A 19,671-nucleotide genomic window follows, 5' to 3' on the forward strand; every position below is an offset into this window, starting at 1 on the left:
CGAAGGTAGCATTGCCTTCAAATTGCTTTCATCATAGCACAACCGCATGGTAAGATATAGTCACTTATAAGGAGGCGCTGGACTCATGGATTTGTTACAGGTGATCGAGAACAACAAGATCGTAGCTATCTTTAGAGGGGTGTCGGGCGAAGGCGCGGATCGGGGAGCGGAGGCGCTCATCCGCGGCGGCATTAAGGTGCTGGAAGTGACGATGAACACGGAAGGGGCGATGACGTCCCTCGCGAATTGGCGGAAGAAGTACGAGGGCGAAGCGTTCCTCGGCGCGGGCACGGTGTTGGATCTGGAGATGGCGAAGGTCGCGGTCGCGTCGGGCGCGCAGTTCCTCATTTCGCCGAATCTCGACGAGGACGTCGTTCGATACGGCATCGAACAAGGCGTCGACGTATTCCCGGGCGTCATGACGCCGACGGAAATCGTGCGCGCGTGGAAGGCCGGCGCGAGAGCGGTCAAGCTGTTCCCGATGGCGTCGCTCGGCATTCAATATTTGAAGGACATCCGCGCGCCGCTGGACAACATTCCGATGATCGTCACGGGCGGCGTCAACCTCGCCAACATCGCCGACTTCATCAAGGCGGGCGTGGCGGGCGTCGGTCTCGGCAGCAATCTGGTGGACAAGAAGCTGGTGGCCGAAGGGAAGTTCGACGAGCTGGAAGCGAACGCGCGCAAGTACGTGGACGCGGTCGCGGCGTCGATGCGCTGATTTTCGGAAAATAGATAGAGAAAGCCGCTCAAGCGGGGGAACGGTTCCCTGCGCTTGAACGGCTTTTTTTTTGCTGCGCCGATTCGTCGATTAAGAGCGGACGAACAAGATGCCGAGCGGCGGACGGCGGTTCGCGATGATGCGGGCGACTTGGTTGTCGTTCAACCGGCGCCCGACGACGATCAGGGACGACGCTTGGTCGTTGAAGTCGCCGAGGGCGTTGACGACCGTGTTGCCGCGGTAGACGCGAGTCGCGCCGCGGAAGTTGTTGTCCGCGAACAGAATCAACGTCACGGCGTTGCTGTCCACGACGTTACGGAGCCGGAAGCTCGACAATTGGTCGTTGAAGCGGAACGCGTCGAAGTCGCGGATCGCGATTCCGCCGCGTCTGAACACGATGCGGCGGCCGCTCAAGTTATTGTCGGCATGCAAAGAAAGTCTTACGTCTCTGTTTACCATAGTGCATAATCTCCCCTTTCGTTGCGAGATAGTGCATTGTATGCGAGGTTGCTAGGTTGGTATGGACGCATCATGCAGTGTATCCGGCTATCTTTCCTCTTGCGGCGCCCGCCGGGGTTTGCTATGATGTTCTTCCGTTAGTTTCCAGTTCAGGGGGGTTGCCATGCTCTTCGCCACGCTGTTTCGGAAGTCGTACCGCGTCAATTTGCAATACCGGGCCGCCCATGCGGTGCGTTCGGTCACCAGTCTCATCTTCGGTTACGTCTACATCTCGATCTGGATCGGCCTCGGCGCCGACCACTCGCTCGGGGAATACGGCACGGAAGGCATGATCGCTTACATCGCCGCCAATCAGTCGATCCTCGTCCTCACCTTGTTTATCACCTACGGTCTCGGCATCGAGACGCTCGTCCGCTCCGGAAACATTTCGACTGAACTCATTCGTCCCGTCCATCTGTTCCCGCAGCTCGCCGCGAGGGAGTGGGGCAAGATCGGCTACAACTTCATCTATCGGGCGCTGCCGATTTACGCCTTCTTCGCCGTCGTCTTTTCGATTCCGTTGCCGGAGCGCTTGATCACGTACGCGTCTGCCGCCGCATCGCTGTTGATGGCGAGTTACATCAGCATCTGCATCAACTATTTGATCGGGGCGGTGTCGCTGTGGACGGGGGAGGCGCGGTTTCTGTATTGGTTGCATTACGCCGTCGCGATGGTCATCTCCGGATTTTTCATTCCGATCGAATGGCTGCCCGGGCCGTTGCAAGCGGTTGCGGCATGGACGCCTTATCCGTACATTCAATACGCGCCGGTGACGATCTGGCTGGAGACGAACGACGCGCCGGCCGCGGCGCTGGCGACGGCGTTCGGCTGGTGCGCCGCGTTCACGGCGCTCTGTTACGGGGTTACGGCATGGATGCGGCGGAAGGTGGAGGTGCAGGGCGGATGAGCGGATTGTCGCTGTACTTCAAGCTGTTGCGCGCCAGCGTCCGAAGCCGGATGCAATACCGGTTCAACTTCGTGTTCACGTCGCTCGTCGCGGCGCTCATCTCGGCCGCGGACTTCCTTATGGTCGCGGTCGTGCTGCTGCGGTTCGACCACGTGAAGCAGTGGAACGTGTACGAGATCGGGTACCTGTACGCGGTCATCATCTTGGCCAAGATGCTGTACCGGACGTTCACCTCGGATATGCATCATATCGAAAAGTATCTCGTCACCGGCGACCTCGACCAGCTCATGGTCCGCCCCGTCCCCGTGTTGTTCGGGCTCATGACGGCGAACGTCAAGCTCCTGCCCGGCGAGCTTGTGCAGGGCACGGCCGTGCTGAGCGTCTGCATCGGCGCGATGCTGCGTTCGGGGCAGCTCGAGCCGTGGGCGATTCCGCTGACGATCTACAGCATCCTCGTCGGCGCGGTCATCCTGTCCGCAATCGGCCTCGCGACCGCGACGGTCGGCTTCTGGACGACGCAGGTCGACGATCTGCAGTCGTTCACCGAGGACGCCGCGCGCAACGCGGGGCAGTATCCGCTGACGCTGTACCCGGATTGGCTCAAGGGCATACTGCTCACGCTGCTGCCTGTCGGGTTCGTCAACTACTTGCCGGCGCTGTATCTATTGAAGGGAGAGCTCGGCCCGTGGGTGTTCGCGGCGACCGGGGGCGTCGCGATATTCGCGATGGGGCTGGCGCTGCGGTTTTGGCGGTTCGGCATTCGCCGGTACCAGAGCACGGGACATTAGGAACGTTTTCGGAAAAGGGAAGGGAGATTCCAATCGCATGGTCATGATCGCAGCGGAAGGGCTCGGCAAGACGTTCCGCCGGCCCGTCGTGAAGGAAGGGGCGTTCGCGGGGGTACGGTCGCTGTTCGCCCGGCAATACAAGGAGACGGCCGCGGTGGCGGACGTCAGCTTTACGATCGAGCGGGGAGAATTCGTCGGGTATATCGGGCCGAACGGCGCCGGCAAGTCGACGACGATCAAGATGCTGACGGGCATCCTCCACCCGACGGCGGGGGAGGTGCGCGTCGCGGGGCGGTCGCCGCAGCGGGAACGCCGGCAGGTGGCCGGGCGGATCGGCGTCGTGTTCGGGCAGCGCAGCCAGCTGTGGTGGGACTTGCCCGTGCGCGACTCGTACGACGTGCTCGCGGCGATGTACAAGGTCGAGCCGGACGTCAAGCGGAAGCGGCTCGCCGAGCTGACGGAGCTGCTGCGCCTTAGCGAAGTGATGGACTTGCCGGTGCGCAAGTGCTCGCTCGGCCAGCGGATGCGGGCCGACCTCGCCGCCGCGCTGCTGCACGATCCGGACGTGTTGTTCCTCGACGAACCGACCATCGGACTCGACGCGTTCGCGAAGCGAAGCATTCGAGAGTTCTTACGGTCGCTGAACCGGGAGTTCGGGAAGACGATTCTGCTGACGACGCACGATATGGACGACATCGAGACGTTGTGCAGCCGGGTGATGGTGCTGAACGGAGGGACGCTCGCGTACGACGGATCGCTCGAGGAGCTCCGGGAGCGGATCGGCCTGCCGAGCCGCATGACGCTGACGTTCGCGGGGGACGTCGACGCGGCCGCCTGCGCCGCGGCGTTCGGCGACGAGGTCGCGGTCGAACGCGCGGACGGACCGCGCGTCGCGCTGGCGTTCCAGCGCGAGCGCATCCGGCCGAAGCGCGTGCTGGACGCGGCTTCGGCGCTCGGGGACATCGTCGACATTCATATGGAGGAGCCGGAATTCGAAGACGTGATCCGGCGCATCTACAGCGGGGCGACGAACGACCGATAGCCGTCCAGGAACACGTCGACGGCGAAGTACAAGAACAGCGCCGCCGAGACGATCGAGATCGCGCGCACGAACGACGGCCCGAGCCGCTTGCCGCTCGTCGAGGCGAGCAGCGCCATGCCGAACGACCAGACGATCCCCGCGCTGAAGAAGCCGGCCAGGAACGACGCGAGCGCGAGAGCGCCTTGGACGGGCGACTTCGCCACGACGCTGCCGCCGACGGTCGCGAACCATAGAATGGCGGTCGGCGACGCGATGGCGAGGCCCCAGCCCCAGAGGAACGAGCGCAGCGAGGAGCGGCGCGGGGCGGCTTGGCCGTTCGCGGAACCGTCGTCGGCGTCCATCGACTTCGGCCGAACCGCGGCTCGAATCATCGCGAAGGCGAAATACAGCAGCATGATCGTACCGCCGATCCAGAGCGCCCAGCGCACCTCCGGGATGCCGAGCAGCAGCGCGACGCCGGTCGTGGCGAGCACGGCGTACGTCAGATCGCCGAACGAGGAGCCGACGCCGATCAGGAACGACGGCCAGAAGCCGCGCTGGACGCCCTCTCGCACGATCGCCACGTTGACCATGCCGAGGTCGAGGCAGAGGCTTAAGGATAAGGCGAAGCCGGAGAAAAATAAGTGCCAGAGCATAAGTTGATTTTCACGGGCCTTTCATGACAGAATGGACTCATTATACATGCGGCGACGGAAGGGGACAATCGAAAAAAGATGGCGGACGCGTGGAAGAAATTGATGCTGCACAAGGCGCAGCGCCCGCTGGCGCTGAACGTGCCGGGCGGCGATTACGAGAAGCTGCTGGGGGGCTTGCCGGAGGGCGCGACCGTGGAGACCGAGCCGAGCGGGGAAAACGGGGCGTACGACTTCGTCCACCTGTTCGTGACGAGCGTCGCGGAGCTCGAAGCGAAGGGGCCGCTCGCGCTCGCCGCGATTCGGCACGACGGGGTGCTTTGGTTTTCGTATCCGAAGAAGACGTCGAAGATCAAGACCGACATCAACCGCGACGCCGGCTGGAAGGTCGTGCGCACAGAGGGCTACGAAGCCGTAACGCAAGTCGCGATCGACGACACGTGGTCGGCGCTGCGCTTCCGGCCGGCATCGGCGATCCCGACGCTCACCCGCAGCTTCGCGAACGATTAAATTTTCGCCGCCCGTATCTTTTCGGGCGGCGTTTTCGTTACTATAAGCGTAACAGCAACTTTAAGGAGGGCCCTCCGATGATGCACGCTCTTGGCGCCAAAGAGACATCGTCGACCGGCGCCGCCGCCGCGTTCGACCGCGCGGCCGCGCCGCTATTGCCGTCGCTTCAAGCATACTGCCGTTCCGTGGCCCGCAATCGCTGGGACGCGGACGATCTGATGCAAGACACGTTGGAGAAGGCGTTCGCCCGGTTCGCGCGGACCGGCGGCGCGCCGCTCACGAAAGCTTATTTGTACCGCATCGCATCGAATGCGTGGATCGACCGGCTGCGCCGCGCGCGGGAGAGCGTCCAGCCGGCGGAGTGGGCCGGCTGGGAAGCGCCCGCCCGCGCCGCCTCGGCCGAGGACGCCCGGGCCGACGAAGCGCTCGACGCCGCCGCGCGGCGGCTCGCGTCGCTTACGCCGAAGCAGCGCACGGCGCTGCTCCTCAGCGAGGCGTTCGCGCTGCCGCTGCAGGAGACGGCCGACCGGCTCGGCATGACCGTCGGCTCGGTGAAGTCGCTGCTGCATCGGGCGCGCGCGCGCCTCGGCCGCGCGTCCGACGCGGAAGCGCCGCCGTCCGCGTCCGACGCCGCGGCGGTCGACGCGTACATTGCCGCGCTGCGCCGCGGCTCGATCGACGCGGTCGTCGCGCTCGGCGCCTCGGCGGAGGCCGGCGCGGGGCCGTCCGCGTCGGCGCGGCTCGACGCCGGGCGCTTCGCCCGCTCGCGGGCTCGCGCCGCGCGGACCGGCCGCCGCTCCGCCATCGCCGGCGGACGGGTCGTCGGCTTCGCCGCGACGAGCGACGGCGCCTGCGCCGCAGTGGCTCGGCCGGGCGACGCGGCGGTGCGCGTCCTGTCGTTCCGCGCGGGGGATGCGATCGCGGTCTGATTCCATTTTCCCGAAGGAGTTGACCGCCGTTATGGCTGCATATGTGCCGATCGTCGTGGAACAGACGAATCGCGGGGAGCGATCGTACGATATTTACTCGCGGCTGCTAAGGGATCGCATCGTATTTCTCGGCACCGAGGTGGACGACGTCTCCGCCAACGCCATCGTGGCGCAGCTGCTGTTCCTCGCCGCGGAGGATGCGGAGAAGGATATTCACCTGTATATCAATTCGCCGGGGGGCAGCGTTTCGGCCGGGCTGGCCGTGCTCGATACGATGCGGCACATCAAGCCGGACGTCTCGACGATCTGCATCGGCATGGCCGCTTCGTTCGGCGCGATGCTGCTGCTCGCCGGGACGAAGGGCAAGCGCTTCGCGCTGCCGCACGCCGAGGTGATGCTGCATCAGCCGCTCGGCGGCGCGCGGGGGCAGGCGTCGGACATCAAGATCCACGCAGAGCACATCCTGCGGACGAGAGAGCGGTTGAACGCGATGATCGCCGAAGCGACCGGACAGCCGATCGAGCGAATCGAGAAGGATACCGATCGCGACTTCTACATGAGCGCCGAGGAAGCGCTCGAATACGGAATTATCGACAAGGTGCTGCGCCCGTAGCGCTCTTGTCGATCGGTGCGCCGCGCGCCGTGGGGGTAATCGCCCCTGCGGCGTTTTTGGCGTGCGGGCGGGTTCTCTTCGAGGAGAAGAGGAATTGTACGGTCGGCGACCGTTTTGCCCGCTGTTCTCCGTTCGGCAGCTGTGCGATAATAGGCCCAGAGAAGAGGAGGAAGAGATGACAATGCCGATCATGTACGACGAATCTCAACGATTGTTCCACCTGCAAACGAAAGACTCCAGCTACATTCTCCGGATCGCGAAGGACGCGTATCCGTCGCACGTCTATTGGGGCCCGAAGCTCGACGCGGCGCGGTTCCGCGGGCGGGTCGAGGCGACGGAGCGCTGCTCGTTCCACCCGAACTTCATCGCCGAGGACCGCACGTTCGCGTTCGACACGCTGCCGCAGGAGTATCCGTCGTACGGGACGGGCGATTATCGCGAGCCCGCCGTGCACGTCGCGTTCCCGAACGGAACGACGGTGACGGATCTGCGCTACGAGTCGCACGCGATTACGGCGGGGAAGCCGGCGCTGCCGGGGCTGCCCGCGACGTACGTCGAAGACGACGCCGAAGCGGAGACGCTCGAGCTTCGGCTGCGCGACGCGGTGTCCGGCCTCGTCGTCGTCCTGCAATATAGCGTCTTCGCCGGCTTCGACGCGATCGCGCGCTCGGCTCGCTTCGAGAACGAGGGCGCGGCGCCGGTCGTGCTGCAGCGGGCGCTCAGCGCAAGCGTCGACTTCGCGACGGACGACTTCGACGTCCTGCAGCTGTCGGGCGCGTGGACGCGGGAGCGCTACCCGCACCGCCGGCCGCTCGCGCCGGGCATCTTACGCGTCGACAGCAAGCGGGGCTCGAGCAGTCACCAGCAAAATCCGTTCCTCGCCCTGCTCGCGAAGGACGCGACCGAGCGCCACGGCGAGGTGTACGGCTTCAGCCTCGTCTACAGCGGCAGCTTCGTCGCGCAAGCCGAAGCGGAGCAGTACGGCACGTCGCGCGTCGGCATCGGGATCCAGCCGTTCGACTTCAGCTGGAAGCTCGAGCCGGGCGAGACGTTCCAGACGCCGGAGGCGGTGCTCGTCCGCTCGTCGGAGGGGCTCGGCGGCATGTCGCGCACGTACCATAAGCTGTACCGCACCCGCCTGTGCCGCGGCGCGTTCCGGGACAAGGCGCGGCCGATCCTCGTCAACAACTGGGAAGCGACGTACTTCGATTTCAACGCCGAGAAAATCAAGCGCATCGCCGCCGCCGGCAAGGAGCTCGGCATCGAGCTGTTCGTGCTGGACGACGGCTGGTTCGGCCGCCGCGACAGCGATAACAGCTCGCTCGGCGACTGGGTGCCGGACAAGCGGAAGCTGCCCGAAGGGCTGGACGCGCTCGCGCGCGACATTACGGCGACCGGCATGGAATTCGGCCTCTGGTTCGAGCCGGAGATGGTGTCGCCGGACAGCGACCTGTACCGGGCGCATCCGGATTGGTGCTTGCACGTGCCGGACCGGAGCCGCACGATGGGACGGCAGCAGCTCATTCTCGACCTGTCGCGCCGGGACGTGTGCGATTACATCGTCGAATCGGTGAGCGCGATTCTCGAATCGGCGCCGATCACGTACGTGAAGTGGGACATGAACCGCAATATGACGGAGATCGGCTCGGCGCTCTTGCCGCCGGATCGCCAGCGCGAGACGGCGCACCGATACATGCTCGGCTTGTACGACGCGCTCGAGCGCATCACGTCGCGGTTCCCGCACATCCTGTTCGAGAGCTGCTCCGGCGGCGGCGGACGGTTCGATCCCGGAATGCTGTATTACATGCCGCAGACGTGGACGAGCGACGACACGGACGCGGTCGAGCGGCTGAAAATCCAATACGGCACGAGCATCGTCTATCCGGCGAGCGCGATGGGCGCGCACGTCTCCGCAGTGCCGAACCATCAGGTGCATCGGTCGACGCCGATCGAGACGAGAGGCCATGTGGCGATGTCCGGCAACTTCGGCTACGAGCTCGATCTGACGAAGTTCACGGAAGACGAGAAGGACGCCGTGCGCGGGCAAGTCGCCCAATACAAGGCGCTGCGGGAGCTCATTCAATTCGGCGACTTCTACCGACTGAAGAGCCCGTTCGAAGGGAACGAGACGGCGTGGATGTTCGTCTCTAGCGACCGGAACGAAGCGTTCGCGGCGTTCTTCCGCGTGCTGGCCGCGCCGAACGCGCCGCTCCACCGGCTGACGCTGCAAGGGCTCGACCCGCGCAAGGCGTACCGGCTCGAGGAGACGGGCGAGACGTTCGGCGGGGACGAGCTGATGCATTTCGGCTTGCCGGTGACGGGGCTGCGCGGCGACTTCCAGAGCAAGCTGTTCGTGTTCAAGGCCGTGGAGTAGGCAAGCGGTTCTAACGAAAAAGGTCCTCCGGTTCGAGAAGCCCGTTCTCGGACAGGAGGACCTTTTTCGATCGGAAGAGCCGACGCCCTCTACCCGACCCCCAGAGCGCGAACCGGCTCGGCGCGCCGCCGCCGCACGAGAATGCGCGAGACGCGCAGGTTCTCGGTCTCCTCGACGACGAACTCGTATTCGCCGACGATGACCTTCTGGTGGACGCGCGGCGGGCTCTCCACGTTGGCGTACATCCAGCCGCCGATCGTGTCGTAGACGTCGGTGTCGATGGCCAGGGCGAAGTAATCGTTCACGTCTTCGATCAATAGCAGCCCGTCGATGGAGAACGTGTCGGGTTCCCTCTTTTCGATCGAGGCGCGTTCTTCGTCGAACTCGTCGTGCACTTCGCCGACGAGCTCCTCGATAATGTCCTCGAACGTAACGAGGCCGGCGGTGCCGCCGTATTCGTCGATGAGGAGCGCCATATACGATCTCTTGCGCTGCAGCACCTTCATCAGCTGCGAGATCGGCATCGATTCCGGCACCTTCATGATCGGCCGGAGGAACGGACGAAGGTCGGTCGCGCCGGACGTGTCGAGCAAATCCTTGATATGCACCATGCCGATGACGTTGTCCTTCTCCTCCACGCATACCGGATACCGGGTATGCTTCTCCTCGACGACGATGCGCATGTTTTCCTGGAACGGACGGTCGGCGTACAGGCACACCATCTCGGTTCGAGGGATCATGATCTCGCGCGCGGTCGTGTCCGCGAAGTCGAAGACGTTATGGAAGAGCGCCAGCTCGGTATTGTCGATATGTCCGCTCTTGTTGCTCTCCTTCACGAGAATGCGGATTTCGTCTTCGGTATGGGCCGTCTCGCTTTCGCTCGCGGGCTCCGTGCCGAGCAGCCGCAGCAGCCGGTTGGCCAGGCCGTTCAGCAGCCAGATAAACGGGTACATGAAGCGATAAAACAGATGGAGCGGCAGCGCCGTGACGAGCGTGACGCTTTCGGATTTGCGGATCGCGAGGGACTTCGGCATCAGCTCGCCGAGTACGATATGAAGGACCGTTATGAGGGAAAAGGCGATGGCGAACGCGAGCGGATGCAGCAGCGGTTCGGGGATGCGGCCGGCGAAGGTCGTCTCCAGCCAGTTGGCGATCGTCGGCTCGCCGATCCACCCGAGGCCGAGCGAGGCGAGGGTGATGCCAAGCTGACACGCGGAGAGGTAGGCGTCCAGGTTCGAGGTCAACCGCCTCGCGATCCCGGCGCGTCGATGGCCTTGCTGTACGAGCGTGTCGATGCGGGAGCCGCGCACTTTGACGATCGCGAACTCCGCGGCTACGAAGAAGCCGTTTACTAACACTAAAATCGCAACCAGCGTCAAACCGAGCCATAGCGGTAAGGGGGAAGGGTCCACTCGCGTTTCCGCCCGCGCGTCGCATCTTCCTGTCCCGCGCGGACGGATCCACCTCCTCTAAGATAGTTACTATTCAGCCTATTCGGTCCATTGTCGTCCTATGTGCCGGAATCGGCGAGATTACCGCGCCATTTTCCCATAACAGTATTCGATAATATCGCTTCTGCGGACGATGCCGATGAATACGTCCATGTCGTCGACGACGGGGACGAAGTTCTGCGTCACGGCGAGCTTGATCAGATCCTCCATGACGGCGTCGATCTTGACGGGTACGACGTTGCGCCGCTGAGGCACGTCTCGCAGCGCCACGCGGTGGGTATCGGTAAACTTCAGCTCGGGTTCGTTCTTCATCTTGAACAGAAGGTCGCCCTCGGTGATCGCGCCGGCGTACTTGCCTTGTTCGTCGACGAGCGGAACGGCGGTGTACCCGTGCCGGTCCATCCGCTCCAGCGCTTGTCGCATCGTGTGGGAAGGCGTAAGCGTAATGACTTCGGTTTTCGGTAATATGAAAAATGCTACGTTCATAAGTAAGTCGTCCTCCCGTTCGATTCGCCTCTATTGTACCATGTTTAGCTCGAATGGGATAAATGGTACATGTCGGTCGGGAGACGGAAAGCGTGCGAACGCGACCGAATGCGGTATAATAGGAGAAGCGAAAAAGGAGGGCGACTCGTGAATATCGTCTTGATTGCGGGCAGCAACCGGCCGGACGCGACCAGCGCGAAGCTCGCCGCCTGCGTCGGCAAGCGGCTGCGCGAGCTGGGGGCGTCCGTGGAGCTGTTCGAGTTGTATCGGAGGCCGATTCCTTTCTACGAGCCTGATTACATTCCAGGCGGGACGTCCGCCGACGACAACCTGGCGGAGCTGCTTCGCTTCGCGGAAGGCGCCGACGCCTTCGGGTTCAGCACGCCGGAATATCACGGCGGGCCGACCGGTCTCATGAAGAACGCGATCGATTGGCTGGAGAAGCGGCATGTGTCCGGCAAGGCGGTGCTCGCGATGGCGTCGGCGGGCGGCGCGGTGGCGGTGTCCACGCTGCAGCAGCTCCAGACGGCCGTTCGGTACGTGCACGGCATCAATTGCCCGGAATGGATTTCGCTCGGGGGACCGCAGCGCGCGTTCGCGGACGACGGCGAGCCGACGCATCCGGACGCGGCGAAGCGCATCGATCACGTGGCGAGGTATTTTCACGATTTCGCGAAGAAACAGGCAGGTGTCCAATGAACAACCTATACTTATTATGCGGCGCCGTCGTCTTGATCGCGTTGATCGGCTTTCTCGCCACGATGTGGATCGGAGGCTCCCGGGAAAACAAGGAAGGCAATCCGCAGTACGACAACAATTCCGTGCCGAACTGGATTCGACTGTCCGCCATCTATACGGTGACGACGGTCGTCGCGCTCGGCGCGTTGATTTGGTACGTGCGAAGCTGATCGGGCGTCGGCCCTTGACAACGGGCCGTTGGCCGGATACGATGGAAATATCCTACATAGGGGAGAGATTTTGATGTCTGCAGGGGTTCTTAACTGAGCAATTGAATAGAGGCGTTACGGGAAGGAATTCGGTACGAAGACTCTGTCGATCCGGCGGAGCCTTGTTTGCGTACGTTCCTTGACACCGTCCCTCGATCAGTTAAGAACACGCGGAACGACATCTTACGCCGCCGGCGTACTCCATCGGCCTAAACCCGCGCTGTGTTTCAGCGCGGTTTTTTTATGGTCCGGATCGATCGGAGTGCCCTCGTCGACAGGCAAAGCTGCGTCGTGTTTTTTGACGCCGGCTTTGCCTTTTTGTGTTTTCACCCATTTTCCCTATGAGGAGCGATTACGAATGAACGAACGTACGATGGCGCGATTGGAATATATGCAAGTGGTCGAACGATTAACGGAATATACAGTTACGTATTTGGGGAAGGCGCTCGCCGAAAAGCTGCAGCCGATGACGGAGCTCGGAGCGGTGCGGTCGCTGCTCGCGGAGACGGCCGAAGCGAGCGAGCTGCTGAAGCTGGGAGCGAGCGTGCCGCTGCCGTCGCTGGAAGGAATGGAGACCGTGTTCCAGCTGATCGGCACGGGGTACGTGTTCACGGAGGCGGACTTCGGCGCCATTCTTACGTTCCTCACGGGCTGCGGGCAGCTGCGCCGGTACATGGACAGCAAGAAGCAGCAGGCCCCTCGCGTGACGTCGTACGCGAACTCCCTCTACGATTTGGCGGAGGTGCGCCGGGAGATCGACCGCTGCATCCGCCACGGCCGGGTGGACGACGCCGCGAGCGGGGAGCTCGCGAAGATCCGTAAGCATATCCTGATCGCCGAGGATCGGATGAAGAAGCGGCTCGACGCTTTGATGACGAAGCATAAGAGCATTCTTCAAGAGGCGATCGTCGCGAAGCGCGGCAACCGGTACGTGCTGCCGGTGAAGAAGGAGCATCGCCGGCTCGTGCAAGGCGCGGTGCTCGACGAGTCCGCGAGCGGGCAGACGGTGTACATCGAGCCCGCGGAGCTCGCGGCGCTGCAATACGAGCTCGGCGACCTGCGGGCGGAGGAAGCGCGCGAGGAGACGAAGGTGCTCGCGCTGCTGACCGGCCTCGTCGAGGATCGCGAGGCGGAGCTGCGGCTGAACGCGGAGACGGTCGGCGCGTACGACTTCTTGTTCGCGAAGGCGAAGTACGCCCGCGCGATCGACGGCGTCTGGGTCGAGGCGAACGACGCCGGCGTCGTCGACGTCCGCGGCGCGCGACATCCGCTGCTCGGCGGCGGCATGGTGCCGCTCGACTTCTCGATCGGCCAGACGTATCGGGCTTTGATCATCACAGGACCGAATACGGGCGGCAAGACGGTCGCGTTGAAGACGATCGGGCTGCTGACGCTGATGGTTCAGTCCGGATTGCTCGTCCCGGTCGCTGCGGGCAGCACGTTCGCGGTGTTCCGCCGCTTCTCGGCCGATATCGGCGACGGGCAGTCGCTCGAGCAATCGCTCAGTACGTTCTCCGCGCATGTGAAGATGCTCGTCGAGACGCTGCGGACGGCGAACGGCTCTACGCTCGTGCTCATCGACGAAATGGCGTCCGGCACCGATCCCGGCGAAGGGGTCGGCCTCTCCATCGCGGTGCTCGAGGAGCTGTACCGCAAGGGGGCGACGGTCGTGGCGACGACGCATTTCAACGAAATCAAGCGGTTCGCGGCGGCCGCGCCGGGCTTCGAGAACGCGCGCATGGAGTTCGATACCGAGACGCTGGAGCCGCTGTACCGGCTTCGCATCGGCGAAGCGGGACACAGCTACGCGTTCGCGATCGCGAGCAAGCTCGGCATGCCGGCGCAGGTGCTCGTCCGATCGCGGGAGCTGACGGAAGGCGCTCGCCGCCGCGGCGAGGACGGGTCCGCCGCCTTCGAGGGCGCGATCGACCTGCCGGCGTTCGTACCGGGCAAGACGGCGGAGCAGCAGCCTAAGCCCGCCGCTTCGAACGAGACGGAAGCGGAGTTCGACGTCGGCGACTGCGTCTATATTCCGTCGCTGGACAAATACGGCATCGTCTACGCGGCGGCGGATAAGGTCGGGGACGTCGGCGTGCTGGTGCAGAAGGAGAGGCTGAAGCTGAACCGCAAGCGGCTCAAGCTGCACATCTCGAAGACGGAGCTGTACCCGGACGATTACGACTTCGATATCGTGTTCGACACGAAGGAGAATCGCAAGAAGAAGAAGCTCATGAGCAAGCGCCATGTCGAGGGGCTGACGATCGTCCGTTCCGCGGAGGACGAGGTTTGACCGGTCGGAGCACGGGCCCGGGCCGGGGGACATATGCTCTTGGCCCGCAGGTGTGATAAAATCTTGAATTGGTGATTGAAACTTATGGCAAACTCGAAGTGGTACGTCGTATGGGTCGGGAAAACGCCCGGCGTCTACACGTCATGGAACGACTGCAAGGCGCAAGTGGACGGCGTGCCCGGCGCGAAGTACAAATCCTACCCGACCCGCGCGGAAGCGGAGAAGGCGTTCGAGCAAGGCTTCCGCAAGTCGTTCGCGGCCGCGGGCGTCAAGGCGGCCGGCGCATCCGCCGGCAAGGGCGGAGCGAAAGCCCCCGCGGGCGATTACGACCGGAACAGCATCTGCGTCGACGCCGCTTCCAGCGGCAATCCCGGCATCGTGGAGTATCAGGGCGTCGATACGGCGACGGGCGAGCGGCTGTTCCATCAGGGCCCGATCCCGAAGGGGACGAACAACTTGGGCGAGTACCTCGCGATCGTGCACGGACTCGCTTACTTGAAGCAGCAAGGGAGCGACAAGACGATCTACAGCGACTCACAGACGGCGATGAAGTGGGTTCGCGACAAGAAGCCCGCGACGACGCTGGTCCGGGACGCCTCGACCGAGGACATCTGGCGCCGGGTCGACCGGGCGACGGCATGGCTGCAGGCGAATTCGTATTCCAACAAGATCGTGAAGTGGAATACGGAGGCATGGGGGGAAGTAAAAGCGGATTTCGGGAGAAAATGAGAATAGAGAAGCGGAGGGAGAACCGCACGTGGAAAACATGGAGAGCAAACGATACCGCTTGATCGCGATCGACGTCGACGATACGCTCTTGACGGACGATCTCGTAGTGACGGAGGGGACGAAGCGGGTGCTGGCGGCCGCGGTCGCGCAAGGCTGCGTCGTGACGCTGGCGACGGGGCGCATGTTTCCGTCCGCCGCGAAAATCGCGGCGCCGCTCGATCTGAACGTGCCGATCATTACGTACCAAGGCGCGTTGATCAAGAACCTGCTTGACGGCGAGGTGCTGTACGAGCGGCCGGTGCCGGAGGACGCCGCGCTCGAGGTCGTCGCGTTCGCGGAGGAGAAAGGGCTGCACATCCAAGCCTACGAGGACGACCGCTTGATCGCGAGGGAAGACAACGACAAGGCGAAGGCGTACTCGGCTTTGACGAATGTGCCGTACGAGGTCCAGTCCGACTTCCAAGGCATTGCGAAGCGGGGGACTTCGAAGCTGCTCATGATCGACGAGCCGGCGACGCTCGACTTGTTGCTTCCCGAGCTGCGCGAGCGGCTGGGCGGACGCGCGCATGTCACGAAGTCGAAGCCGCATTATTTGGAAGTCGTGCATCCCGAAGCGACGAAGGGCCATGCGCTGCTTCATCTGGCGGCGCATTACGACATCCCGCGGGAGCAAACGATCGCGGTCGGCGATTCGTGGAACGATCATGAGATGATCGAGGCGGCGGGGCTCGGCGTCGCGATGGCCAACGCCGTGGATTCGCTGAAGGCCGTCGCGAACTACGTGACGGCGAGCAACAACGACGAAGGCGTCCGCAAGGTCGTCGAGAAGTTCATTCTACGATAAGGTCGGTGTCGATATGGCAATCGGGACGAGCGTCATCATGCGGATCGAGATGGACAAGACGAAGACGGGATTCGGACAAGTGATTTCGGAAATAACGAACGCGGGCGGGGACGTCGTGGCGATCGACGTCATCCGCGCGTCCAAGGAGTTGACGGTCCGCGACGTTACGATTAACGTAAGCGACGCGGAAGACGCCCGATTGACCGAAGCGGTCGCCTCTCTTCCCGGCGTGCGGGTCGTCAACGTGTCGGACCGCACGTTCCTCGTCCACCTCGGCGGCAAAGTCGAAGTGCAGCCGAAGGTGAAAATCACGAACCGCGACGACTTGTCGCGGGTGTATACGCCGGGCGTGGCCCGCGTCTGCATGGCGATCCACGACGATCCCGGAAAGGCGCACACGCTCACCATCAAGCGCAACACGGTGGCGGTCGTCTCCGACGGCACGGCGGTGCTCGGGCTCGGCGACATCGGGCCGAAGGCGGCGATGCCGGTCATGGAAGGCAAGGCGATGCTGTTCAAGCAGTTAGCCGGCGTCGACGCGTTCCCGATCTGCCTCGACACGAAAGATACCGAAGAGATCATCCGGACGATCAAGGCGATCGCGCCCGGCTTCGGGGGCATCAACCTGGAGGATATCGCGTCGCCGCGCTGCTTCGAGATCGAGGAACGGCTGAAGGCCGAGCTCGATATTCCCGTGTTCCACGACGATCAGCACGGCACCGCCGTCGTCATGCTCGCGGGACTCCTCAACGCGCTGCGGCTGGTGGGCAAGCCGATGGAGCGGGTGAAGGCGGTGCTCGTCGGCTGCGGCGCGGCGGGTACGGCTTGCTCGAAGATCCTCATGTCCGCCGGCATCGGCGAACTCGTCTGCGTCGACCGGATGGGCGCGCTCGTGCCCGGCGAGAGGTACGACAATCCGAACTGGACTTGGCTCGCGGAACGGACGAATCCGCGCCGGCTCCGGGGCGGCGTCTCCGACGTCATCCGCGGCGCGGACGTCTTCCTCGGCGTATCGCGACCGAACGTTCTGACCGTCGAGGACGTGCAGTCGATGGCCCAGGATAGAATCGTCTTCGCCATGGCGAATCCCGAGCCGGAAATTTCGCCGGAGGCCGCGGAACCGTACGTACGGGTCATGGCGACCGGCCGCGGCGATTACCCGAATCAGATTAACAACGTGCTCTGCTTCCCGGGCATCTTCCGAGGCGCGCTCGACTGCCGTGCGACCTCGATCAACGAAGAGATGAAGCTCGCGGCCGCGCGGGCGATCGCCTCCGTCGTCTCCGACGACGAGCTCAACGAGTATTACATCATCCCGAGCACGTTCAACGACAAGGTCGTCGAACGCGTCAGCCGAGCGGTCGCCGAAGCGGCGATCCGCACGGGCGTCGCGCGGCGGATCCCGAACGACCTTCGGTAAAGAAACGTAAAACCTCGCCTTCGGCAACCGCCGGGGCGAGGTTTTTTTATCTACGTACTCATATAAGCGCGGAGCGCGTTCGTGCACTCTTCGACGCCGTCCAACCGGATGCTGAACCGCTCCTGGCTGTACTGCTCCCCGACGAAATGCGTCCGGATCAAGCCGGCGGCCCGCAGCGCCATCATATGATGGTGTACCGTTCCCTTGGAGAGGCCGGTATAGGCGACGACCTCCGTGAAGCTGCGCGGCGACGGCGCCAGAAACCGCAAAATGCGAAGGCGGCTGTCGTCCGACATCGCCCGCGTGGCGCGAAGCACCATCGTCGGCGGCGCGTCCGGCGCGGCGGGCGGATCTACGGGATACAAAATGATGACAAGGGACCGATAGGTGGCCGTTAAATTCAACGGGCGGAAATGCTGCCCCGGAATGAGCACGATCGTCCGGATGCGGTCGTTCGGCTCGAGCACCAATCCGCCCGTCGTCAGCTCGACCTGAGAGACCGCGTCCGGCGCGACGGCCGCTTCCTTCTCCGCGAGGCTCGCGCGGGCGAGCCCGTCCCATCCGGTCTGAACGAGAAAGTCGTCGAAGTACAGCTCGTTCCAAGCTCGAAGCAATGTCACGGCGCGTTCGATGTCTTCTCCGAGGTCGCTCGGCAGCGAGCCCAACGCTTGCGGAGAGAGAAGCTCGTACAGCTGGCCGGGGCTTTGATCCGAGAGCCAATCCAAGAACGAGTGCACGTCTTCCTTATTCGGACATACGTAAGCGAGCAAGAACAACCGGTCGAACGTATCCTCCGAGCAGGCGCCGCTAGCCGCTTTCCGCTTCGGGCCGAACAGATCGTCGGTTTCCTTCAACCAGGCGTTCCCGATATCGAGATTGCGCGTCCACTTTCGGCGGCTGTAAATCATAAAGCTCAGCAATAGCTCGTAAACCGGCGAGTAGTCGAACTGAACGCGATACGTCATGCGGCCGCCTCCTTTAAATTTAATTCTTATCATAAACGAATCCTACGGTTCGATCAAACTCGACATCGAGCTGTCGTTCACAAAAACGCCAAATTTCTAGAGTTTGCACAGTAACCTTATGGCCCTGAATATCGTTAATGTATGTTGTTGGAAAAAATGATAAGCGGAGGGGCTTGTAATTATTTAGGCGACTCACTATAATAGGGAATCGAACGATTAGTTTGATAAATATAAAACCATAACATCTATTTGATGGATATGGAAAAGAGAGACAAGGGGATGGAGATCCATGTTGAAAAAGTTTGCGATCGGTTTGTTTGCGCTGATGTTGGCCCTTGGCGCCGTTGCCTGCTCGAACGGCGGCGAAGAGACGCCCGCGGCCGAGACGCCTGCGGCTGAAGCGCCTGCGACGGAAGCGACGCCGGCCGAAGAAGCGGCTCCGGCGGAAGATCCGGCCGTCGAATCATTGAAAGCCGTGAACGCGATCGCGATCGCGGAAGATAAAGTCAATACGCTGTTCCACCACGACGCCGCGGAAGACGGTACGCCGCTGCTCAACCCGACGACGGGCACGCCGGAAGCCGCGAAAGAGCTGCTGCTCGGTTACTTCGACGCAGCGGTCGCGGACCGCATCGTCGCCCACTACGTGACTGCGCCGGCAACGGACGCGGGCGTCGTCGTCAACGCGGACAAGTTCTTCGCCTCCTCCGTCGTCGGCGTCGCTCCGGAAGAGCTGACGATCGTAGGCAGCAAGGCGGACGGCTTTACGATCGCAACGAAGGACGGCGTGACCTACACCGTAACTTGGAGCGAAGCGCAAGGTCGTTACATCGTCTCGAATATCGAATAAGCCATGTGCAGCAGGCGCCCTCGCGCGAATCCCGGGAACACGGGACTCGGCGGGGGCGTCGTTCGTTGGCGGAAGGTGTGTGCGCGCCGGCAACTGTCCGACGGACGTCCGTCGATCGCTCCCTGGCCTCTTGCTCCGCCGGTCCTTTCTTCCGCCGTTCCTTTCTAAGGTGATGTCCTCTGCTCAGGTGGAGGGAGAGAGAGCGCCTAAGCGGCTTGGAAGCAAAGTTTATCCCATGCCTCCCGCAAGGACGTTCCCTTGGCGGCGGCGTTCCAACGGAAGCAGAACTCGTCGAGGTAGCTCTGAAGGTACTTCGTGCCGACGCCGTTGAACAATCGGTTCATCCAACTGCGAGCCTCTAGGATGCAGTCCCGCAGCGGGCTGCGGTGCATCCTGTCGGAATTGAGCCATAACGCGTCCGCGCTCGGATCGACGTGTTCTTCGAGGATGCGAGCTTTCCCGTGCGCGGTCGGTTCTTTGAAGCCGCGGGCGAGACGGTCCCGAGGCACGAACCCGAGCTTCAGCGCGGTCGGCTTGCCGTCTCTTCTCACGGAAGCCGAGACGGACACGACGCGCTCGCAGCGATAGTGCCGGTGGGGCAGGAAGATGAAAATATAGTTAGGCGCCAAGAAATGAAGCCCGGTATGTACGGTCCCTTGCAGCTTGAAGGCGTCT

20 protein-coding genes and 1 pseudogene are annotated in these 19,671 nt (G+C 63.1%); 15 read left to right on the forward strand and 6 right to left on the reverse strand.

The window, feature by feature from the left end; genetic code table 11:
• Positions 1 to 85 precede the first annotated feature (85 nt).
• The gene (locus RIN49_RS20340; protein WP_309121982.1) at positions 86 to 721 is read left to right on the forward strand and encodes a bifunctional 4-hydroxy-2-oxoglutarate aldolase/2-dehydro-3-deoxy-phosphogluconate aldolase; all 636 of its coding nucleotides are present in this window, start codon (positions 86 to 88) and stop codon (positions 719 to 721) included.
• 90 nt (positions 722 to 811) lie between these two features.
• On the opposite strand, the gene RIN49_RS20345 is transcribed toward RIN49_RS20340, so the two are convergent.
• Positions 812 to 1,180: a hypothetical protein gene (locus tag RIN49_RS20345; RefSeq protein WP_309121983.1), complete on the reverse strand. Its 369-nt coding sequence runs from the start codon at positions 1,178 to 1,180 to the stop codon at positions 812 to 814.
• Positions 1,181 to 1,343: 163 nt separating this feature from the next.
• Between RIN49_RS20345 and RIN49_RS20350 the strand changes: the two genes are divergently transcribed.
• Genes RIN49_RS20350 through RIN49_RS20360 form a run of 3 tightly spaced genes read left to right on the forward strand, consistent with a single transcriptional unit; the run spans position 1,344 to position 3,956 of the window.
• The gene (locus tag RIN49_RS20350; protein WP_309121984.1) at positions 1,344 to 2,126 is read left to right on the forward strand and encodes an ABC transporter permease; all 783 of its coding nucleotides are present in this window, start codon (positions 1,344 to 1,346) and stop codon (positions 2,124 to 2,126) included.
• On the forward strand, positions 2,123 to 2,914 hold the full coding sequence (locus tag RIN49_RS20355; RefSeq protein ID WP_309121985.1) for an ABC transporter permease: 792 nt from the start codon (positions 2,123 to 2,125) through the stop codon (positions 2,912 to 2,914). Before RIN49_RS20350 ends, RIN49_RS20355 begins: the two co-directional genes overlap by 4 nt.
• A 43-nt stretch (positions 2,915 to 2,957) precedes the next feature.
• On the forward strand, positions 2,958 to 3,956 hold the full coding sequence (locus RIN49_RS20360) for an ABC transporter ATP-binding protein (protein ID WP_309122002.1): 999 nt from the start codon (positions 2,958 to 2,960) through the stop codon (positions 3,954 to 3,956).
• Here the strand turns inward: RIN49_RS20360 and RIN49_RS20365 are convergent.
• Complete coding sequence (locus RIN49_RS20365; RefSeq protein ID WP_309121986.1) at positions 3,929 to 4,591, reverse strand: LysE family transporter; 663 nt, start codon at positions 4,589 to 4,591, stop codon at positions 3,929 to 3,931. The two genes, RIN49_RS20360 and RIN49_RS20365, sit on opposite strands and share 28 nt — an antisense overlap.
• Positions 4,592 to 4,669: 78 nt before the next feature.
• On the opposite strand from RIN49_RS20365, the gene RIN49_RS20370 reads away from it, so the two are divergent.
• The 4 genes from RIN49_RS20370 to RIN49_RS20385 all read left to right on the forward strand — a co-directional run bounded on the left by RIN49_RS20370 (position 4,670) and on the right by RIN49_RS20385 (position 9,014).
• The gene (locus tag RIN49_RS20370) at positions 4,670 to 5,098 is read left to right on the forward strand and encodes a hypothetical protein (RefSeq protein ID WP_309121987.1); all 429 of its coding nucleotides are present in this window, start codon (positions 4,670 to 4,672) and stop codon (positions 5,096 to 5,098) included.
• A gap of 77 nt (positions 5,099 to 5,175) precedes the next feature.
• Positions 5,176 to 6,027 (forward strand): RNA polymerase sigma factor, encoded by an 852-nt coding sequence (locus RIN49_RS20375; RefSeq protein ID WP_309121988.1) that lies wholly within the window; start codon positions 5,176 to 5,178, stop codon positions 6,025 to 6,027.
• A 31-nt stretch (positions 6,028 to 6,058) separates the two neighbouring features.
• The gene (gene clpP / locus RIN49_RS20380) at positions 6,059 to 6,640 is read left to right on the forward strand and encodes an ATP-dependent Clp endopeptidase proteolytic subunit ClpP (RefSeq protein WP_309121989.1); all 582 of its coding nucleotides are present in this window, start codon (positions 6,059 to 6,061) and stop codon (positions 6,638 to 6,640) included.
• A 181-nt stretch (positions 6,641 to 6,821) separates the two neighbouring features.
• Positions 6,822 to 9,014 carry an alpha-galactosidase gene (locus RIN49_RS20385; RefSeq protein WP_309122003.1) on the forward strand — a complete coding sequence of 731 codons (2,193 nt, stop codon included), beginning with the start codon at positions 6,822 to 6,824 and terminating at the stop codon, positions 9,012 to 9,014.
• Between the two features lie 89 nt (positions 9,015 to 9,103).
• On the opposite strand, the gene RIN49_RS20390 is transcribed toward RIN49_RS20385, so the two are convergent.
• Positions 9,104 to 10,426 carry a hemolysin family protein gene (locus RIN49_RS20390; RefSeq protein WP_309121990.1) on the reverse strand — a complete coding sequence of 441 codons (1,323 nt, stop codon included), beginning with the start codon at positions 10,424 to 10,426 and terminating at the stop codon, positions 9,104 to 9,106.
• Between the two features lie 120 nt (positions 10,427 to 10,546).
• Complete coding sequence (locus tag RIN49_RS20395) at positions 10,547 to 10,951, reverse strand: CBS domain-containing protein (RefSeq protein ID WP_309121991.1); 405 nt, start codon at positions 10,949 to 10,951, stop codon at positions 10,547 to 10,549.
• Between the two features lie 147 nt (positions 10,952 to 11,098).
• On the opposite strand from RIN49_RS20395, the gene RIN49_RS20400 reads away from it, so the two are divergent.
• From RIN49_RS20400 to RIN49_RS20425, 6 genes are all read left to right on the forward strand, one after another.
• Positions 11,099 to 11,650, forward strand: a complete 552-nt coding sequence (locus RIN49_RS20400) for an NADPH-dependent FMN reductase (protein ID WP_309121992.1) — start codon at positions 11,099 to 11,101, stop codon at positions 11,648 to 11,650.
• A complete protein-coding gene (locus RIN49_RS20405) occupies positions 11,647 to 11,859 on the forward strand; it encodes a hypothetical protein (protein ID WP_309121993.1) in 213 nt (70 codons plus the stop codon). The genes RIN49_RS20400 and RIN49_RS20405 overlap by 4 nt, the downstream gene beginning before the upstream one ends.
• Positions 11,860 to 12,256: 397 nt before the next feature.
• Positions 12,257 to 14,188: an endonuclease MutS2 gene (locus tag RIN49_RS20410; RefSeq protein WP_309121994.1), complete on the forward strand. Its 1,932-nt coding sequence runs from the start codon at positions 12,257 to 12,259 to the stop codon at positions 14,186 to 14,188.
• Positions 14,189 to 14,272: 84 nt separating this feature from the next.
• On the forward strand, positions 14,273 to 14,917 hold the full coding sequence (rnhA, locus tag RIN49_RS20415; RefSeq protein WP_309121995.1) for a ribonuclease H: 645 nt from the start codon (positions 14,273 to 14,275) through the stop codon (positions 14,915 to 14,917).
• A gap of 37 nt (positions 14,918 to 14,954) precedes the next feature.
• Entirely contained in the window at positions 14,955 to 15,761 is an 807-nt protein-coding gene (locus RIN49_RS20420) for a Cof-type HAD-IIB family hydrolase (protein ID WP_309122004.1), read from the forward strand.
• A gap of 13 nt (positions 15,762 to 15,774) precedes the next feature.
• Positions 15,775 to 17,181: an NAD-dependent malic enzyme gene (locus tag RIN49_RS20425; RefSeq protein ID WP_309121996.1), complete on the forward strand. Its 1,407-nt coding sequence runs from the start codon at positions 15,775 to 15,777 to the stop codon at positions 17,179 to 17,181.
• Positions 17,182 to 17,231: 50 nt separating this feature from the next.
• Here the strand turns inward: RIN49_RS20425 and RIN49_RS20430 are convergent, their stop codons facing one another.
• Positions 17,232 to 18,146 carry an ArsR/SmtB family transcription factor gene (locus RIN49_RS20430; RefSeq protein ID WP_309121997.1) on the reverse strand — a complete coding sequence of 305 codons (915 nt, stop codon included), beginning with the start codon at positions 18,144 to 18,146 and terminating at the stop codon, positions 17,232 to 17,234.
• Between the two features lie 289 nt (positions 18,147 to 18,435).
• On the opposite strand from RIN49_RS20430, the gene RIN49_RS20435 reads away from it, so the two are divergent.
• The gene (locus tag RIN49_RS20435; protein ID WP_309121998.1) at positions 18,436 to 18,996 is read left to right on the forward strand and encodes a hypothetical protein; all 561 of its coding nucleotides are present in this window, start codon (positions 18,436 to 18,438) and stop codon (positions 18,994 to 18,996) included.
• Positions 18,997 to 19,202: 206 nt separating this feature from the next.
• Here RIN49_RS20435 and RIN49_RS20440 read toward each other — a convergent pair.
• A pseudogene (locus RIN49_RS20440) lies at positions 19,203 to 19,671 on the reverse strand (hypothetical protein); the annotation flags it as partial.

It is taken from the genome of Paenibacillus sp., assembly GCF_031177825.1.
Lineage (GTDB): Bacteria > Bacillota > Bacilli > Paenibacillales > YIM-B00363 > Paenibacillus_AE.

Bases quoted from the DNA above. Each gene is read 5' to 3' on its own strand.
- RIN49_RS20340 (WP_309121982.1), top strand. From the start codon at position 86: ATGGATTTGTTACAGGTGATCGAGAACAACAAGATCGTAGCTATCTTT.
- RIN49_RS20345 (WP_309121983.1), bottom strand. From the start codon at position 1,180: ATGGTAAACAGAGACGTAAGACTTTCTTTGCATGCCGACAATAACTTG.
- RIN49_RS20350 (WP_309121984.1), top strand. From the start codon at position 1,344: ATGCTCTTCGCCACGCTGTTTCGGAAGTCGTACCGCGTCAATTTGCAA.
- RIN49_RS20355 (WP_309121985.1), top strand. From the start codon at position 2,123: ATGAGCGGATTGTCGCTGTACTTCAAGCTGTTGCGCGCCAGCGTCCGA.
- RIN49_RS20360 (WP_309122002.1), top strand. From the start codon at position 2,958: ATGATCGCAGCGGAAGGGCTCGGCAAGACGTTCCGCCGGCCCGTCGTG.
- RIN49_RS20365 (WP_309121986.1), bottom strand. From the start codon at position 4,591: ATGCTCTGGCACTTATTTTTCTCCGGCTTCGCCTTATCCTTAAGCCTC.
- RIN49_RS20370 (WP_309121987.1), top strand. From the start codon at position 4,670: ATGGCGGACGCGTGGAAGAAATTGATGCTGCACAAGGCGCAGCGCCCG.
- RIN49_RS20375 (WP_309121988.1), top strand. From the start codon at position 5,176: ATGATGCACGCTCTTGGCGCCAAAGAGACATCGTCGACCGGCGCCGCC.
- clpP (WP_309121989.1), top strand. From the start codon at position 6,059: ATGGCTGCATATGTGCCGATCGTCGTGGAACAGACGAATCGCGGGGAG.
- RIN49_RS20385 (WP_309122003.1), top strand. From the start codon at position 6,822: ATGCCGATCATGTACGACGAATCTCAACGATTGTTCCACCTGCAAACG.
- RIN49_RS20395 (WP_309121991.1), bottom strand. From the start codon at position 10,951: ATGAACGTAGCATTTTTCATATTACCGAAAACCGAAGTCATTACGCTT.
- RIN49_RS20405 (WP_309121993.1), top strand. From the start codon at position 11,647: ATGAACAACCTATACTTATTATGCGGCGCCGTCGTCTTGATCGCGTTG.
- RIN49_RS20410 (WP_309121994.1), top strand. From the start codon at position 12,257: ATGAACGAACGTACGATGGCGCGATTGGAATATATGCAAGTGGTCGAA.
- rnhA (WP_309121995.1), top strand. From the start codon at position 14,273: ATGGCAAACTCGAAGTGGTACGTCGTATGGGTCGGGAAAACGCCCGGC.
- RIN49_RS20420 (WP_309122004.1), top strand. From the start codon at position 14,955: ATGGAGAGCAAACGATACCGCTTGATCGCGATCGACGTCGACGATACG.
- RIN49_RS20425 (WP_309121996.1), top strand. From the start codon at position 15,775: ATGGCAATCGGGACGAGCGTCATCATGCGGATCGAGATGGACAAGACG.
- RIN49_RS20430 (WP_309121997.1), bottom strand. From the start codon at position 18,146: ATGACGTATCGCGTTCAGTTCGACTACTCGCCGGTTTACGAGCTATTG.
- RIN49_RS20435 (WP_309121998.1), top strand. From the start codon at position 18,436: ATGTTGAAAAAGTTTGCGATCGGTTTGTTTGCGCTGATGTTGGCCCTT.